Source organism: Novosphingobium sp. TK46, from assembly GCF_055361525.1.
Genome location: NZ_CM143963.1, coordinates 66,309 through 82,346, shown reverse-complemented (window position 1 = coordinate 82,346; position 16,038 = coordinate 66,309). Strand labels below are relative to the sequence as shown.

The 16,038-nt window shown below is 64.7% G+C and carries 12 protein-coding genes; 5 read left to right on the top strand and 7 right to left on the bottom strand.

From position 1 onward, the window contains the following. Positions 1-5 precede the first annotated feature (5 nt). The 3 genes from ACXJ1Z_RS00390 to ACXJ1Z_RS00380 form a co-directional block, all read right to left on the bottom strand. Positions 6-2,390 (bottom strand): DUF3772 domain-containing protein, encoded by a 2,385-nt coding sequence (locus tag ACXJ1Z_RS00390; RefSeq protein ID WP_463778713.1) that lies wholly within the window; start codon positions 2,388-2,390, stop codon positions 6-8. 134 nt (positions 2,391-2,524) lie between these two features. Continuing rightward, positions 2,525-3,412 (bottom strand): hypothetical protein, encoded by an 888-nt coding sequence (locus ACXJ1Z_RS00385; protein ID WP_463778711.1) that lies wholly within the window; start codon positions 3,410-3,412, stop codon positions 2,525-2,527. Next, entirely contained in the window at positions 3,409-4,401 is a 993-nt protein-coding gene (locus ACXJ1Z_RS00380) for an isopenicillin N synthase family dioxygenase (protein ID WP_463778709.1), read from the bottom strand. The genes ACXJ1Z_RS00385 and ACXJ1Z_RS00380 overlap by 4 nt, the downstream gene beginning before the upstream one ends. A 145-nt stretch (positions 4,402-4,546) precedes the next feature. Here ACXJ1Z_RS00380 and ACXJ1Z_RS00375 point away from each other — a divergent pair, with 145 nt between their 5' ends. The 5 genes from ACXJ1Z_RS00375 to ACXJ1Z_RS00355 all read left to right on the top strand — a co-directional run bounded on the left by ACXJ1Z_RS00375 (position 4,547) and on the right by ACXJ1Z_RS00355 (position 9,016). Continuing rightward, entirely contained in the window at positions 4,547-5,482 is a 936-nt protein-coding gene (locus ACXJ1Z_RS00375; protein ID WP_463778708.1) for a LysR family transcriptional regulator, read from the top strand. A gap of 102 nt (positions 5,483-5,584) precedes the next feature. Next, entirely contained in the window at positions 5,585-6,565 is a 981-nt protein-coding gene (locus tag ACXJ1Z_RS00370; RefSeq protein WP_463778706.1) for a sterol desaturase family protein, read from the top strand. Further along, positions 6,562-8,142: a tetratricopeptide repeat-containing sulfotransferase family protein gene (locus ACXJ1Z_RS00365; protein WP_463778704.1), complete on the top strand. Its 1,581-nt coding sequence runs from the start codon at positions 6,562-6,564 to the stop codon at positions 8,140-8,142. The genes ACXJ1Z_RS00370 and ACXJ1Z_RS00365 overlap by 4 nt, the downstream gene beginning before the upstream one ends. Next, positions 8,139-8,564: a hypothetical protein gene (locus tag ACXJ1Z_RS00360; RefSeq protein ID WP_463778702.1), complete on the top strand. Its 426-nt coding sequence runs from the start codon at positions 8,139-8,141 to the stop codon at positions 8,562-8,564. Before ACXJ1Z_RS00365 ends, ACXJ1Z_RS00360 begins: the two co-directional genes overlap by 4 nt. A 116-nt stretch (positions 8,565-8,680) precedes the next feature. Beyond that, positions 8,681-9,016 carry a UrcA family protein gene (locus ACXJ1Z_RS00355; RefSeq protein WP_463778700.1) on the top strand — a complete coding sequence of 112 codons (336 nt, stop codon included), beginning with the start codon at positions 8,681-8,683 and terminating at the stop codon, positions 9,014-9,016. Between the two features lie 84 nt (positions 9,017-9,100). Here the strand turns inward: ACXJ1Z_RS00355 and ACXJ1Z_RS00350 are convergent, their stop codons facing one another. From ACXJ1Z_RS00350 to ACXJ1Z_RS00335, 4 genes are read right to left on the bottom strand one after another with little or no spacing between them, the layout of a single operon-like run. After that, complete coding sequence (locus ACXJ1Z_RS00350) at positions 9,101-10,006, bottom strand: Vgb family protein (RefSeq protein ID WP_463778698.1); 906 nt, start codon at positions 10,004-10,006, stop codon at positions 9,101-9,103. Between the two features lie 34 nt (positions 10,007-10,040). Next, positions 10,041-11,810, bottom strand: a complete 1,770-nt coding sequence (gene atzF / locus ACXJ1Z_RS00345) for an allophanate hydrolase (RefSeq protein WP_463778696.1) — start codon at positions 11,808-11,810, stop codon at positions 10,041-10,043. Beyond that, the gene (gene uca / locus ACXJ1Z_RS00340) at positions 11,807-15,403 is read right to left on the bottom strand and encodes an urea carboxylase (RefSeq protein WP_463778694.1); all 3,597 of its coding nucleotides are present in this window, start codon (positions 15,401-15,403) and stop codon (positions 11,807-11,809) included. Before uca ends, atzF begins: the two co-directional genes overlap by 4 nt. Next, positions 15,400-16,032: an urea amidolyase associated protein UAAP2 gene (locus ACXJ1Z_RS00335; protein WP_463778692.1), complete on the bottom strand. Its 633-nt coding sequence runs from the start codon at positions 16,030-16,032 to the stop codon at positions 15,400-15,402. Before ACXJ1Z_RS00335 ends, uca begins: the two co-directional genes overlap by 4 nt. Positions 16,033-16,038 lie beyond the last annotated feature (6 nt).

Below are 16,038 nucleotides of genomic sequence, written 5' to 3'. Positions count from 1 at the left end.
ACAGTTCACGGACGATCGCCATCGCCAGCCGGGCGATCTTCCGGCGAGGTGAAGCGGGCATGGTCCGTAGGCGCGATTTCCAGCCTTTGTGCCGTAGTGCCGATGTCGATTTCTTCAGCCCTGAACCGGGCGAGCAGTTTGCGCAGGACGTTGCTCCGGGCGCCGTAGCCGTCGCGAGGCGAAGGGACGTGAGCGAAGCAGTTGAAGGCGATGCGTCCATCCGCGATCGTATCGATAAAGGCCTTGGCCTGGGGATCTTCCAGGATCAGCGGCTCTTGCGCGAACGTCTGCAGCACGATGGCTATGACGCGCTCGGCATCGGCTTCGAGAGGCACCGAAAACTGGATCTGAATGCGACCAAGAGGGCTGGCCAGAGTTTTGTTGAGCACCGACTTGGTGATGAGCTCGGAGTTGGGCACGATCAGCGTGGAGTGATCGTTCAGGGTGATCTCGGTCGATCGAACGCTGATGCGCTTCACGTCACCCTCGTCGGTGCCGACGCGGATCCAGTCGCCGATCTTGATGGGGCGCTCGGCCAGCAGGATCAGGCCCGACACGAAGTTCTGGGTGATCGCCTGGAGGCCGAAACCGATGCCCACCGACAATGCCGACAACAGCAACGCGATTCGCTCCACACCGATGCCCAGCGACGCGAGCGACCAGATGATGGCCAATGCGATGCCGACGTAACGGGTGACGAGGCTTACCGAGTTCCGCCCCGATCCATCCAGGTCGGTAGCGGGCAGATAGCGGCCGTCCAGCCAGCTCATGAACGCGCGGACCAGCCCGAGCGCGACCACCAGCACGAGCAGCGAGCGCAGGATCGCGCCGGGCGAGATCTCGATACCGCCGATCGCCAACCCTTGCGAAAGCGAACCCAGGCGACCGAACAGGCTGGCCAGACCGTCGCCACCGCCCAGCGGCGACATGAGTGATCCCAGACCCAGTAGCACCAGCATCAGCCGAAGTGTGCCCGACAGCAGGACTCCGAACTGGTCGATCAAGCTGGGACGAAGACCGACACTGCGCACGAGGGAGTGGCCCAGCCGGCTGTCGCGATTGAACAGCGTCACCGCGACGTCGTCGGCGCCGTTCATCATCAGGTAGATGGCCGATCCCAGCAGGACGATCCAGATGATCAGCCGCGCCACGAAAAGGCCCAGGCTGACATAGCCCGCGGCCACGCCCAGCAAGGACCCGGCCAGCAGGATCCAGGCCACCAGCACCAGTGCACCCAAACCGGCGCCGTCCACCACCGCCTGCGCCGCGTCCTGATCCTGCTCCTGCCGCTCGGCGCGATCGGCGCGCAAGCGGCCAAGGACGAGCAGGAAGCTGCCGATCCACAGCAGATGCAAAAGCGCTTCGATCACCTCGGCCGCGCTGTGTGCGGCCTGGCTCGCGCCGATAGCCTGGTTGACCGTATCGAGAAGGATACTCGCAAACGCGATGGCCGCCAGCGGCCAAGCCATCGGTCGCAGGCGAAGGGCGGTTTCATCTGAGATCGGCGCCACGCGCCAGGTCGGCTGTTGCCGCATCAGCAGCGCTCCCGACACTGCGACGACGAAGGCCGAAAAGCCGGCTGCCACCACGAGTCCTTCGAGCACCAGGTTCCAGCGCGCGGGCAAAGCCTCGCTCCAGCGCAGGCCCTGGACCAGAACCCATACCGCCAGCGTCGGGGTAATCGTACCCACCACCAGTCGCCACAGCGCGAAACCCGATCGGCGCACGCGGTGGCCCGGCGCGGAGCCGATCAGGTAGCGTTGACCCAGTGCGCGCAACCTGATCCGCGCGGGAAAGATCAGCGCCGCAGCCGCGACGACACCCAGGATCGCCTGCCACGGCACGCCATCGCGCCACGGATCGACGAGCAGCCCGATGCCTTGCGTAATGAACAGATCGACCCGGCGAATGTCGCGGGGCAGCGCTGCGAGTACCTCGCTCCAGAACTCGGGCAGCAAGGGCGAGCCGACGCGGGTAGACAGCGTTTCGTTGAGTTGCTCGGCCTGACTGCGCTGCATCTCGTCGATCAGCTGTTGTGCCTCGACATCGACCAGCCTTCCGCGCTTGATCGCCGCATCCAGGGCGGCGCGGTTCTGCGCCAGCCTTCGTCGCTCGCGCTGAATTTCAGGCGCTTCGGCAGTGCCGTCCGTGGCGGGCCCCAGGCCGGCGATCCGGGCGTCGATCAAGTCGAGCTGGTCTTGCAGGCTGCTTGCCGAAGCGCGCACCGCCTGTTGCGCCGCCAGTGCCTTGGCCCGTAGCGCGGCATTGTCGTCCGGCCCGATTCCACGATCGAGCGCGCTGTCGACGCCGCGCACGTCGTTTTCAGCCTGGGTGATCTGCGCTGCGACATTCGCCAGCGACAGCGTTTGCGCCCGAGCCGCGGGCACCATCGTCGATAAGACGGGGGCAAGCACAAGCAGGGCGAGCAGGAAGCGTAAGATCCGTATCATCGCCGCCCGTGTAGCCCCCGCCGCGTATGCGCCGCAACCGTGGTCGAGCCGGCGCATGCACGGGTGATCGCTCTCTATCGCATGCGAACGGCGTGGCGGGTCAGATGCGCGTTTTCGCGCGCCAGCCAGTCGCGCGCCGCTGCGGTGGTCGATGTCGCCTGACCGAACGTGAAGTCGGGCCAGCACACGTCGACGGCAAACCGCAATCGGCGGGGGTGGTCATCCACTATATCGGTCATGACGATGGTCCCGTCTTGCTCTACCGAGAAGTCGCCAGCAAACATGCCTTGGCCCAACCGCGTGGGCTGCGTGCTATGGCTGACGGTGGCGCCATCGATTGCGATCGAGACCTCGTAATCTTCGACGTCGACCGCCGCGACCCCGCCTTCATCCAGCGCTTGCGCCAGGTTTTCGACATCACCCAGCCTCCGGACCGCTTCGGGGCTGCGGGACAATGCGAACGCCATGTGGTTCTCGGCGACTACCAGGCCTCCGTCCACCGCGACTTCGTGGTCGGTGTCCGCATGGGCCATCGCGATCAGTCGCAAGCCAAGCAGCGGACCGCGATCGGCCTGCTGTCGCCAATCCTCGACATAGGCGCCGGAAGGCGCGAACTCGATCACGCTGTTACCCATGAACGCCAGTCGCGCCGGTTCAGGCCATTGGTTGCGTGGTTGGTAACTGGTGGCAATCCGCCAGGACAGCTCCTGTGAACCGTGATCCCATACAGTGTCCCCGATCCAGCCTTGCCGATCCGCGACACCGGTCTCAGGTCCGTCCGGCAGTCGCAAGTCGATGGTGAAGCTGCGGGATTGGAACCAGTAGACCACCGTGGTCTCGTCGGTGACGCCCGTGCACAACTTGATGCTCTTGCGCCGGAACGCGCCCAGTAAATGGCGGGGCAAGGACAGGGGCGCATCATCCTTGGGTGGCAGCACCGCGATCAGCTCGGCCAGCGTCATGCCGGTGAAGGCCCGAAGGTGTCCAGCGGCAAGGCATCCGCCAGTATCAATTCGCCCGCGGCGATCCGACGCTTGAGATAGGCGAAGGTCTGCGCGGTCTGGTTGTAGAGGTGTTCGCCACAACGCAGCGCCGGATAGCGCGGTTCCTCGCTATCCACGACCGGCGCGATCACGGTGTCGTAGTCGCAGCTGAAGAACATCGGGTACGAATAGCGTTCCATCGGTACCTTGCGCACCCGATGGCGAGTGGCGACGTAACGGCCGTTCGACAGGATCTCCATCATGTCGCCGATGTTCATGATCATCGTATTGGGGATCACCGGCACGTCCATCCAGCAACCCTGCTTGTCCAGCAATTGCAACCCCGGTGCGGTGGCGAACAACAGCGTGAAGCATTCGTAATCGGTGTGTGCGCCGATACCCGGCCGATCCTCTGCCGTAGTATCGACCGGGTATCGGATCAGCCGTAACTGGCTGGGCGGATGACGCAAATGTGCGTCGAAATGCGCCTCGTCCAGCCCGAGCGCCATCGCGAATGCTCCGAAAATCTGGCGACCGATCGCTGCTGCGTGATCGTAGTAGGCCTTAACGTCGTTGCGAAACCCGGGCATCGCTGGCCAGGTGGTCGGTCCCAGCAGCGGCCGGCGGCCTACCAAGGAGGTGTAGTCGTGGTTGATATCGTAGGCTTCCTTGAGGTCCGTGGTGCCGCCGCCGAACTGTTCTTCGCCCACCGGCACATAGCCGCTGTGGTTATGCGAACGGCCGATATAGCTCGCCATTTTGGCCGGCATATCTTGCGCAAAATAGCGCCGGGCGCGGCAATCGAGACGGCGGAATAGGGCGGGATCGAACTGGGCACCAGTGATGTGGAGGAACCCGTGCCTAGCACTGGCATCGTCCAGCGCACGGGCGACGGCGAGGCGATCGCTGCGGTGGCCGCTCGCCAGGCCACTAATATCGACCAGCGGTATGGTCGCGTGTTCGCTCATGCTCACCGTTCTCGTCTCGACGCTTCGTAAATTGGTTATGTACTGACCGAGGCATAGCGATAGAGTAGCTTGTTCGATGAATCGCATCGATCTGATCTATGACCATGTATCCTTTGCGGCATACTTGCCGAGAAAGGCGTGCCGCATGCCCGACCGTCCGCCGCTGATCGACCGCAAATTCGCCAATCGGGTGGACTGGAACCTGATGCGTACGTTCGTCGATATCGTCAGGGCCGGCGGCATCGGCGCCGCCGCGCGTCACCTCAACAAGCAACAGCCCAGCATCAGCGCCGCGCTCAAGCGGTTGGAGGATCATGTCGGCGCAACCTTGCTGCGTCGCACCGCCAGCGGGGTGGAGATGACCGCCGCAGGCAAGGCGATGATGGCCTTGTGCGAAGACATGCTCGAGTCCGCGCGGATGATGCCGCACCAGATCGCGCAGGCGACCAAGCGGGTCGAAGGCATCGTGCGCATCCAGATCGTCTCGGCGCTGGTCTCGGCGGAGTTCGATGAGGCGATCGGCAGCTTCCATCGCCGCAATCCCGAAATCCATATCGAGATCCGGGTTTCCCCGTGGCGGCAGGTGCTCGATGCGCTGGAGCGCGGCGAAGTCGAGATCGGCGTGGGTTACGACAGCGCCGTGCGCGGGAGCCTGGTTTACGAGCCATTATTCTGCGAACGCCAGCAACTGTACTGCGCGCGCAGTCATCCCTTTTTCGGCCGCCGGGTCGCCCGTCTCGGCGAGCTCAAGGATGAAGGTTTCGTACTGACCGGCGACGATGAGATCGAAACGATCACGCATGTGCGGCGCCGCTACCGCCTTGGTACCCGGATCAGCGGTCTTGCGGAAGACATCAACGAGGCGCGTCGGCTCATCGTGCAGGGCGTTGGTATCGGCTTTCTACCGGTCCTGTCGGCGCAAGACGAAGTGACGAAAGGACGGTTGTGGCCGATGCTCGATGCCGATGCCGAGCCGACGTACGACATCTTCCTGCTCGCTCGGTCCGAGCCTGCGCGCGATACAGCGACTCAGCTATTCCTTGATGAAGTCGTCCGCCGCATCCGCGCCCAGCGATCCTGATCTCCCGAGGCATAGATTCCAGCTATGGCTTTCATCGTGAAATAGCATCTGCCTGCATGCCCATCCGAGGCGCAGTTTGCCCGGACTGGAACGAGGTCGATCATGCAGAAGGCATCACTGGACATAGCCGCTCACGACGGTGGAACCGCCGCCCCGCGCTCAGGCCTGGGCCAAACGCTGGTAAACCTCCTGCCTCCGGCGATGCTCGCGCTCGTCGTACTGTTCTGGGCCCACGCGCCAACCAATATCCTCAAGAACCCCTACACGCTAGTCGTGATGTCGCCGCTGATCGTGGTCGCGGTCCTGCTGCTGGAAATGGCGTTTGAGCGGCACGAGGGCTGGCGCATGAACAAGCGCGAGTTCTTCACGGACCTGTTCTACGTCGTCCTTAGCTCCACCGTGATCGCCTGGGTCTCGAAGACGCTGGCCGATGACCCGTTGACGGCGGCGAAGGTTTCGCTGGGGATCACCACGAAGTGGGCCGCGCAAATGCCGTGGCTCGCGCAAGTCGCGATGGTGATCTTCATCATCGAGTTCGGTCAGTACTGGATGCATCGTCTGATGCACAACTGGACGCCGTTCTGGCTGACCCACGCCCCGCATCATCACCTCACGCAGCTCAATGCCGCCAAGGGCGCAGTGGGCAACCCGATCGAGCTGTTCCTCATCAGCCTGAGCGTTCTGGCGCTGTTCGACTTCGATACCACCGCACTGTTCTGTGCCTTCAACGTCGGGGGCGTCATCTCGACCTTCGCGCATGCCAACGTCAGGGCCAATCCGCCGATCTGGTACTCGTTCTTCTTCACGACAATCCGCCACCACAGTCTGCATCACTCGACCGACTACGACAGCACGCGCTCAAACTACGGCAACTCGCTGATCCTGCTCGACCGCATCTTTGGAACCTATCGCGAAGGCGAAGCCGAGGTCGTCGGTCAGGACGACCGTCGGCGCCTGTCGATCCGCGAGCAGGCGCTGTTTCCCTTCCAGCCGCTGATCGCCAATTACAATGCCAGGCGCGCGACACCTGGGAATGGCGAGGGCAGCCACCACGAACCGCTCGGCGGTACCGCCGCAGCATGACCATGACGGGCATCCGGTCATCGAAAGCGGCGCGCGACGCGCTGAGCCGGGGTGACCTTGGTGTGACGCTGCGGCTGGCCACCGCGTTGGTCGCTGCCGATCGGCATGACGCGGAGGGCCATTTTTTACTCGGGATCGTCGCTGCCAGCGCTGGTCAGGTGACGGCCGGCATCGAGCATATCGAAACCGCTGTCGCACTGGATCCACGCGGCGAATACCGCGCGCATCTCGCCAAATTGTTTACGCTGGCTCGCCGGGATGGTGATGCGGCCGCCATGCTTCGTGCCGCCGAGGCGTCACTCCCGACCGATGCGTTGGCGCTGGATACGATGGGCTGTGTCTATGCCCGGCTTGGTGATCACGAGGCCGCACTTCCGCATTTCGACCAAGCTGTGCGGATCGCGCCCGATAATACAGAATTCCGTTACAACCGGGCCACTACGCTCAACTTCCTGGGTCGCGTTGACGAGGCCGAGGCGGAGCTCGAAGCGTTGATTGCCATCGCTCCTGCAGATGCGCGCGCGCACCATCTGCTGGCGAGCCTGCGCCGGCAAACCCCCGCGCAAAATCATGTCGCGCGGCTCGCTCGCACGCATGAGGAGACGCGGGACAACCGCGACCGGCTTCTGCTGGGCTACGCTCTCGCGAAAGAGTTGGAGGATGTCGGCCGTCCTGCGGAAGCGCTTGAGCGCTTGTGCGCCGTCAATGCCGAGCATCGCCGAACCTTGTCGTACAGCTTCGCCAAGGATGCAGAGACGTTCGACGCGATCGAGGCGAGTTGGCCGGCTGTGGCGAATGCCCCTGCAAACGAGCCATCGCTGGACGCGCCGATCTTCATCATCGGCATGCCACGCACCGGCACCACGCTCGTCGACCGCATCCTCTCGTCGCACCCCGAGGTCGAAAGTGCGGGCGAGCTTCAGGCGATGCCGCTCGCGGTCAAGCGCGCGGCGGGAACGCGCACTCGCACCGTCCTCGATCCCCAGACCATTGCTGCGGCAAGCGGCGCGGACATGGGTGCGATCGGGCGCGACTACTTGCGCATCGCCCATCACCACCGTCGCGAGTTGAAGCGTCGCTTCGTCGACAAGTTTCCGGGAAATTTCCAGTACGCCGGATTCATCGCGCGCGCACTGCCATCTGCACAGATCGTGTGCCTACGTCGCAATCCCATGGACACGGTGCTGAGCAACTTCCGCAATCTGTTCGCCACCACCTCGCGCTATTACGACTACAGCTACGATCTGCTCGACATCGCCGCCTATTACGTGCGGTTCGATCGGATGATGGCTTTCTGGCGAGACGCTTTGCCGGGCCGTGTTCTGGAGGTGCGGTACGAGGATCTGGTCGCCGACCAGGAAGGCCAGAGCCGGCGGCTGATCGATCATTGCAGTCTCGATTGGTCTGACGGCTGCCTGGCGTTCCACACCAACAGCGCGCCCGTCTCGACTCCCAGTGCCGCGCAAGTACGCCGGCCGATCTATGCGGACTCGGTCGCGCGTTGGAAGCAGCATGCCGATGTGCTTGCCCCGGTCCGGCGCTTCCTCGAAGACGCTGGCATCAGGCTCGACGGATGATGGCGTTCCTTGAAACCATGATCGGGAGCGTGTCGTTCATGAACAAACGTCGATATTGGGCGATCGGCATCGTGGCGGCGTCGTTGGTGGGATTGACGGCACCGGCCGCGGCATCGTCGACCAAGACGCGGCTGGTGTCGTGTGGAACACAAAGCTGTCTGCTGGTCACCGGGCATCGTGAGAGCGTTGCCGTTCAGGTGTCGATCAACGGTCATCCCCTTGATGTCAAAGGTGGACGTAGCTGGAAGGCGGTTCTTCCCATCGCCACAGTGCGCGGCTGGTCCATGCCGTTCGACAGGGGCATCGAAGTCGCAACCCTAGCTCCAACTGCGCCCGAGCCGACCCTGGAACGGGCGGTACTGCCGATCGGCTTGCTGGGACATGCACCTGACTTGGCATCCTTGGTTATTACTTTGCACTAGGCTGAATAATACCGTATGAATTAACGGCGGAACTTAGTTCGATCATTGTCATTATCGTTTCTCGAAGCTATCTAGGCTTTCGAGCCGCCTTAGAGTGGCCTGTTGGTTTACAGGAGATGATGATGAAGATCGGTATCGCGGCTCTGGCCGCCATTGCGTTCGCCACGACTGCGTCCGCCGCCCCCGCTGAAAATCCTTTCGCGAAGAACCAGACGGTACTCAACCTCGCAGGTCTCGACCTGTCGACTCCCGATGGCCAGCAGCGCCTCGCTATCCGTATGGACCAAGCCGCACGCTCGGTTTGCGGCGATCGCCTGGCGACCGTGCACCTTGATGCCGAAGCCAAGTCGCGCGAATGCCGCGCCTCGGTACTCGCCGACGTGCGTTCGCAGATCGAGACGCGCACGGCGTTGGCCGATACCTCGCGTGTCCGGGTCGCGTCAGCGCGCTAAGTCTCGCAAGGGGTGCCGGCTTTTTCCGGCACCCGCAATGCCGACGTGAATAATGCGGGCGAGCCTTGGCTCAGCCCGCATTATTCATTGCGCGAGTGATTTGGGATCGCGCCACCAGGACAGCGTATGCAGGTCGTGGGCGGTCGTCCACACACCGGCCTTGGTATAGCGTAGCGCACCACTGCCCGAAGCCTTGCCCTTCCGCGATACGATCGCCAGCGTCTTGGGATCGATCACCACGAACATCTGGTCGTCGGTCGTGCGTAGCCATACTTTGCCGCCGCCGGTGTCGATATCGCCATATTTCAAGTTGTCGCCCACCTTGATCCGGCCGCGGAGCGAATTGGTCCGCGGGTCGATCACCGCGAGCGTGCCGTCGCCTTGCTCCTGTACCCAGACACCGCCTTCACCTACCGCCAGGAAGCCGGGTTGCTTGCCAAGCGCGATCGTGGCGACGACCGTGTTGGTCACAGGATCGATGCGTTGCAGCGTCTGCTCCTTGCCGCTGACCGCCCACAACGCGCCTTCGCCGAACGCGAGATAGACCGCACCTGGCTTGGTCGGGACGCTGACGATCACCTGGTTGGTCTTGGGATCGATGCGCGAGATCACGCCCTTGGCGTCGGTCGCCACCCAGATCGAACTCGCGCCTGCGACGACATTCATCTCGCCATCAGGAGCGGCAAGACCTGTCGCGAGGATCGCCGCCTTCTTGCCCGACTTCACGTCGACGCGGTTTAGCGTCTTCTCCTTGCAATCCGCCACCCAAAGCGACTTGAACGCCACCACCATCGCTCCGCAGGCGCGGGACATCGGCGCTTCGGCGAGCTTACCCTTCAAGGACCATTGCTCGACCTTGTTGCGGTTGGTTGTCCAGACGCTCTTGCCATCGACCGCAAGGAAATCTGCGAACCCGGGCACCTGGATGATTTGCTCCTCAGGTTCCGCCGCTTGTCCCGGCATTGCCGTACCGACCGCTAAGACGGCCATGATCCCAATCCACAAGCCCCGCATATGCGACTCCTTACGCCTTGGTTGCGATGTAGGCGCGCCAGCCGCCCAGGTGCGTGATGTCCTCGGCTCCCGTCAGCGCGCGTGGTTCGGAGACGAAACCCTTGACGGTGGTGCCATCCGCCAGCGTGACGTTGCCGATGGCAAGCGGCGCGGGTACTTCGACCACGAAGCTGCCGAACTCGGCGACGTCCAGTTCGTAGACCTCGACCTTGATCGCCGCGCCCTCGTCGCTGTGCACCAGAGCCGGCTTGGGCGGAACGCTGTCGGCGATGGCATAGAGGCGATAATTGGGCGCGGTCTCGAACGCGCCGACGAACTGCGCCTCGCGCGACGTCAGCTGCCAGTGCAGCGGCATGTCCTTCAAGTGCGCGCCGACGACGGCCAATTTCACGGTCTGCATCTTGCCCTCCAGGTCGAGTGGCGGCGGTGGCGGAAGTGCCGCCGCTGCGAGGTATGCGTCTGCCGCATCGAGCAACGCGCGGTCGGTGTCGGCCGGGCCGATCAGGGTGATGCCAAAGCCAGTGCCGCTGGCGCGGACGCCCGCCGGCACCGCCAGCGCGGCCATGTCGAGCAGGTTCACGAAGTTCGTGTAGAGCCCCAGGTTGCTATTGAGCGCGACTGGCGCCGCCAGCATCTCTGACACGCGATACGTGGTGCCGGTGGTGGGGAAGGCGAACAGGTCGACGCTCTGCCACAGCGTGTCGGCGTGGCGCTTGATCTCCGCCATGCGGTAGATGCCGTTGAACACGTCGACCGCGCTGTAGTTCAGGCCTTGTTCCACCACCTCGCGCACGGTCGGGTCGATCGCGCCGGGATTGTCAGCCAGGATCTGCGCCATCGCGGCAGTACGTTCGGCCACCCAAGGACCGCCGTAAAGCAACTGCGCCGCCTCCAGCAGGGGGGCGAGGTCGATCTCGACGATCTCGGCAGAGGCTGCGAGTGTCTCCAGCGCGCGATCGTAAAGGTACTCGGCCTCGCTATCGCCGAAGAACACGCGCTGGTTGCGGCGCGGTACGCCGATGGTCTTGCGGGCGATCGGCGCGTCCGCGAGCGGCTTGGAGAACGGATCGCCGGCGTCGAACCCGGCAAGCACCTGATCGACCAGCCGCGCGTCGGCGGTGTCGTCGGTGAACACGGTGATGCAATCGATCGAGCGGCACGCCGGCAACAGCCCCTGCGTACTCCAGCGGCCCTTGGTCGGCTTGAAGCCGATCAGGTGCTGGAAGGCGGCAGGCACGCGACCCGACCCTGCCGTGTCGGTGCCGAGCGCGAAAGCGACTTGTCCGGTCGAGACCGCCACCGACGATCCGGAACTCGACCCGCCACTGACGTAAGCAAGGTTATAAGGGTTGCGCGGCACGCCGTAAGGGCTGCGCGAGCCGTTGAGGCCGGTGGCAAACTGGTCAAGGTTGGTCTTGCCCACGCACAGCGCGCCGGCGGCCAGCAACTGTTCGATCACGGTTGCCGACGTTTCGGGTTCGAACGCGAAGGCGGGGCAAGCGGCGGTGGTTTCCAGTCCGGCGACATCGATGTTGTCCTTCGCCGCAAAGGGCACGCCGGCCAGCGGTAGCACTTCGCCAGCCGCGACTCTTGCATCCACCACGCGGGCGGCGGCGAGCAGGGCTTCGGGCTCGGTGCGGCTGATCCAGACCTGTGGCTGAAGCGCGTTATAGGCGTCGATGCGAGCCAGCGTCTCCTCCGCCACCGCTACGGCGCTGGTGGTGCCGGCGTTGACGGCGGCGGCGATCGCGGACGCGCTGCGGCGGTCGTGCGCGCTCATGAGTGGCGCCTCAGCGCGAGCATGGCGGCGCCGGGTTGCAGCGACTGCTTCTCCTGCATGTAGAGCGCAGCGACCGTGCCCGTGCCGGGGCTTTCGACCGGAAATTCCATTTTCATCGCTTCCATGACGGCGATCGTGTCTCCTGCTTTTACCTCGTCCCCCACGGCGACGAGCAGTTTCCAGACGCTGCCGCCGAACGGCACTTCGATGAGGTCCGCGCCCTCGGGCACTTCGATCGCGGCGGGCGGGGCGGCATCGGCTTCGTCGCCCGACACGCGGTCGAACTCGCCGCTTTCCTGCCAGGCGGCGCGTTCGGCATCGAAGGCGGCTTCGCGCTGAGACTGGAAAGCACCGATCGAGTCCGCATTGTCGCGCAGGAAGGCGCGATAGTCGGCGAGGCGGAACTCGGATTCCTCAACCTTGATCGAGCGGCGGCCTGCGGGGAAGTCGCGGCGCCATTCGGTCAGTTCGTCGGCGCTGACCGGATAGAAGCGGATCTGGTCGAAGAAGCGCAGCAGCCAGGGCTTGCCGTCGACGAAGGCGTCGGTCTGGTTGTGCGTGTTCCACACCTGGATGGTTCGGCCGAACAGCTGATAACCGCCTGGGCCTTCCATGCCGTAGATGCACATGTAGGCACCGCCGATGCCGACCACGTTGGGCGGAGTCCAGGTGCGAGCCGGGTTGTACTTCGTGGTGACCAAGCGGTGACGCGGATCGACCGGGGTTGCGACCGGCGCGCCGAGGTACACGTCGCCCAGACCCAGTACGAGGTAGCTGGCGTCGAACACCACGCTTTCCACGGCGTCGGCGTCGGGCAAACCGTTGACGCGGCGGATGAATTCGATGTTGTCCGGGCACCATGGCGCGTCATCGCGCACGCCGCTCATGTACTTCTCAATCGTCTCGAGAATGGCCGGGTCGCGCCAGCTAAGCGGCAGGTGGACCACGCGCGAAGGGATCGTGAAATCCTCGAGATCGCCCAGCCGCTCCTCGGCGGCGATCAGCGCGGCGAGCGCAGCGGCTTGGTCCATCGCCTCCCCGTCGAAGTGGAACTGCAGCGAGCGGATGCCGGGAGTCACGTCGATCACGCCGGGCAGTGCTGCGCGCTCCAATTCCTGCAACAACGCCTGGACGCGAATGCGCAGCTCGATGTCGAGGACGATCTCGCCATATTCTACCAGGATGTTGCGGTCGCCCTGCTGCCGGTAGACGGTCCGCGGACGCAGGCCGTCCTGAGCGGGCAAGTCCGCGAGGATGGGCGAGAGCGTCGCGACATCACGCGCTGCGTCCACTGGAACCGGGATCTCACCCGCGAGCAAAGCCTGCTGCGCGATGTCGGCAGCGGCGGCATCCTCGATAGTTACGGGCACGAAGCGGATGCGGTCACCGGCTGTGAGTTGCCCGATCATCCATCGATCGGCGGCGATCACCACGAAGGGGCATACGAAGCCGCCGAGCGAGGGGCCGTCGGGCCCCAGGATGATCGGCATGTCGCCGGTGAAGTCGACTGCGCCGATGGCGTAGGGGTTGTCGTGGATGTTGGAGGGGTGGAGCCCCGCCTCGCCGCCGTCCGTGCGCGCCCAGTGCGGCTTGGGGCCGATCAGGCGCACGCCGGTGCGGTTGGAGTTGTAGTGCACCTGCCACTCGGCGGTGACGATGGTGTCGATGTCCTCGCCGGTGAAGAAGTCGGGCGCGCCATGCGGGCCGTAGAGGACGCGTATCGCCCAGGGCTCGGTCAGGTCGGGCAGGGTCGCGGCGGGCAGGGGTTCGCCAACCGGATCGGTTCCGAGGTGCAGCGTGTCGCCTGCCAGCAGCGGCCGCGCGGCGTGGCCACCGAACTGGCCGAGTTCGAACGTCGCCCGGCTGTCGAGATAGGGCGCGATGTCGAGGCCGCCGGCGAAAAGCAGGTAGCCGCGCATGCCGCCGCCCGAGGCGCGGCCCATCGCCAGCGTCTGGCCTGCCGTAACGTCGAGCGCCGCGCCGCGCATTACGGGCGCGCCGTCAAGCGTCGCGCCGAAGTCCGCGCCGGTCAGGCAGATGCGGGCCGATGCGTTGAACAGCAGCGTGGGACCAGCGGCGGTGATCTCAAGGCCAGTGGTGCCCTCGGCGTTGCCGAGCAGGCGGTTGCCGAGGCGGAACGACTGGTCATCCATCGGACCCGAGGGGGGCACACCGATCGCCCAGAGGCCTTGACGGCCCGGCCAGTCCTGAACCGTCGTCGACGTGCCGCCGCTGATCACGCGCACGCTGCGCGGGTGATAGCCGATGGTGTCGAGCACGCGGGTCGAAACTTCGCCGGTGACGAAGGCGTCGCAGCGCACAACGTCGCGCAGCCAGCGCAAGTTGGTCTCGATGCCGTCGACGCGGGCTTCGTCGAGCGCGGCCTGCATAGCAGCCACCGCTTCCTCGCGGGTGGGCGCATGGACGATCAGCTTGGCCAGCATCGGGTCGTACCAGGCGCTGACGGTGCTGCCGGCCATGACCCAGGTCTCGGCACGGATGTTCGCAGGGAATTCTACGGCGGTGAGCTTGCCCGAGGTGGGGCGATAGTCGAGCGCGGGGTCCTCGGCATAGAGGCGCACTTGTACCGAGTGGCCCTTTAGCTTGGGCGGCTCGGCGGCGAGGAAGGTGAAATCGCCTGCGCCGCCGCGCACCATCCATTCGACGAGGTCGATGCCGGTGACTTCCTCGGTGACGCCATGCTCGACCTGCAGGCGGGTGTTCATCTCAAGAAAGAAGAACTCGTGCCGCTCGGCGTCATAGAGATATTCGACGGTGCCGGCGGACCGGTAGCGCGCGGCTTCTCCCAGACGCACTGCCGAAGCGATCAGTTCGCGGCGTACTTTGGCGGGGAGGTTGGGCGCGGGCGCTTCCTCGACCACCTTCTGGTTGCGGCGCTGGAGCGAGCAGTCGCGCTCGCCCAATGCTATCACGCGGCCCTGGCCGTTCCCGAAGATCTGCACTTCTACGTGGCGGGCGCGGCGGATGTAGCGTTCGAGGAAGACGCCCGCATCGCCGAAGCTGCTGGCTCCCTGCCGCTTGACGGTGGCGAAGCTCTCGCGCGTCTCGGCCTCGTTCTCGCAGACGCGCATACCGATGCCGCCGCCGCCGGCTGTTGCCTTGAGGATGATCGGGTAACCGATCTTCGCGGCGGCGGTGACCGCCTCCTCCTCGTCGGTGAGCAGGTCGGTGCCTGGCGCCAGCGGCACATCGTGGCTCGCCGCCAGCGCGCGGGCGCTGTGCTTGAGGCCGAAAGTGCGCATGTTCTCGGGCGTCGGGCCGACGAAAACGATGCCGCTGGCCGCGCAGGCTTCGGCGAAATCGGCGTTCTCGGCAAGGAAGCCATAGCCCGGATGGATCGCGCCTGCCCCGGTCGCCCTGGCGGCTGCGAGGATAGCTTCGACGTTCAGGTAGCTTTCGGTAGCGGGCGCTGCGCCGATGCACACCGCCTCGTCCGCTTGCGTGACATGCAGCGACCCTGCGTCCGCCTCGGAATAGACCGCGATCGAGCGCAGGCCCATCCGGCGTAGCGTGCGGATGATCCGGCAGGCGATCGCGCCACGATTGGCGATGAGGACGGTGTCGAAACTCATGCTGCCACGATCATCCGTACTGGCGTGGGATTGAACCCGTTGCACGGATTGTTGATCTGCGGACAGTTGGAGACGACGACGACGACGTCCATTTCCGCCCGCAGATCCACATTGAGGCCCGGCGCGGATATTCCGTCGACGATGCCCAGCGACCCGTCGGGTTCGACAGGAACATTCATGAAGAAATTGATGTTGGCGACGATGTCGCGCTTGCCCCGGCCTTCCAGCAGGTTGGCTTCGAGGAAGTTCTCGACGCAGGCGTGCTGCGACTTGGTGTGATGGCCATAACGCAGCGTATTGCTCTCGCACGAGCAGGCGCCGCCGATGGTATCGTGATACTCGACCGCGCTGGCGGCGATCGTCATCATCGGTCGGCCTTCATTGCTGCGCAGCACGGTGCCGGTGCGCAGAAACAGGTTGCCCTGCGCCGAGACGGTGTCCTGCATCGAGTAACGCTCGGCATCGTCGGCGGCGCTGTAGAGCAGGAAGTCGACTGCCTGGTTGCCCTCCAGGTCGACGATGCGCAGCGTCTCGCCCTTGTTGATGTGGTACAGCCAGGGGGCAAGGGCGGGCACGATCTCATCGTGCCGAACGGTGCCGGAAAGACCGGCGAGGTGTGGATCGCTCATCGGATG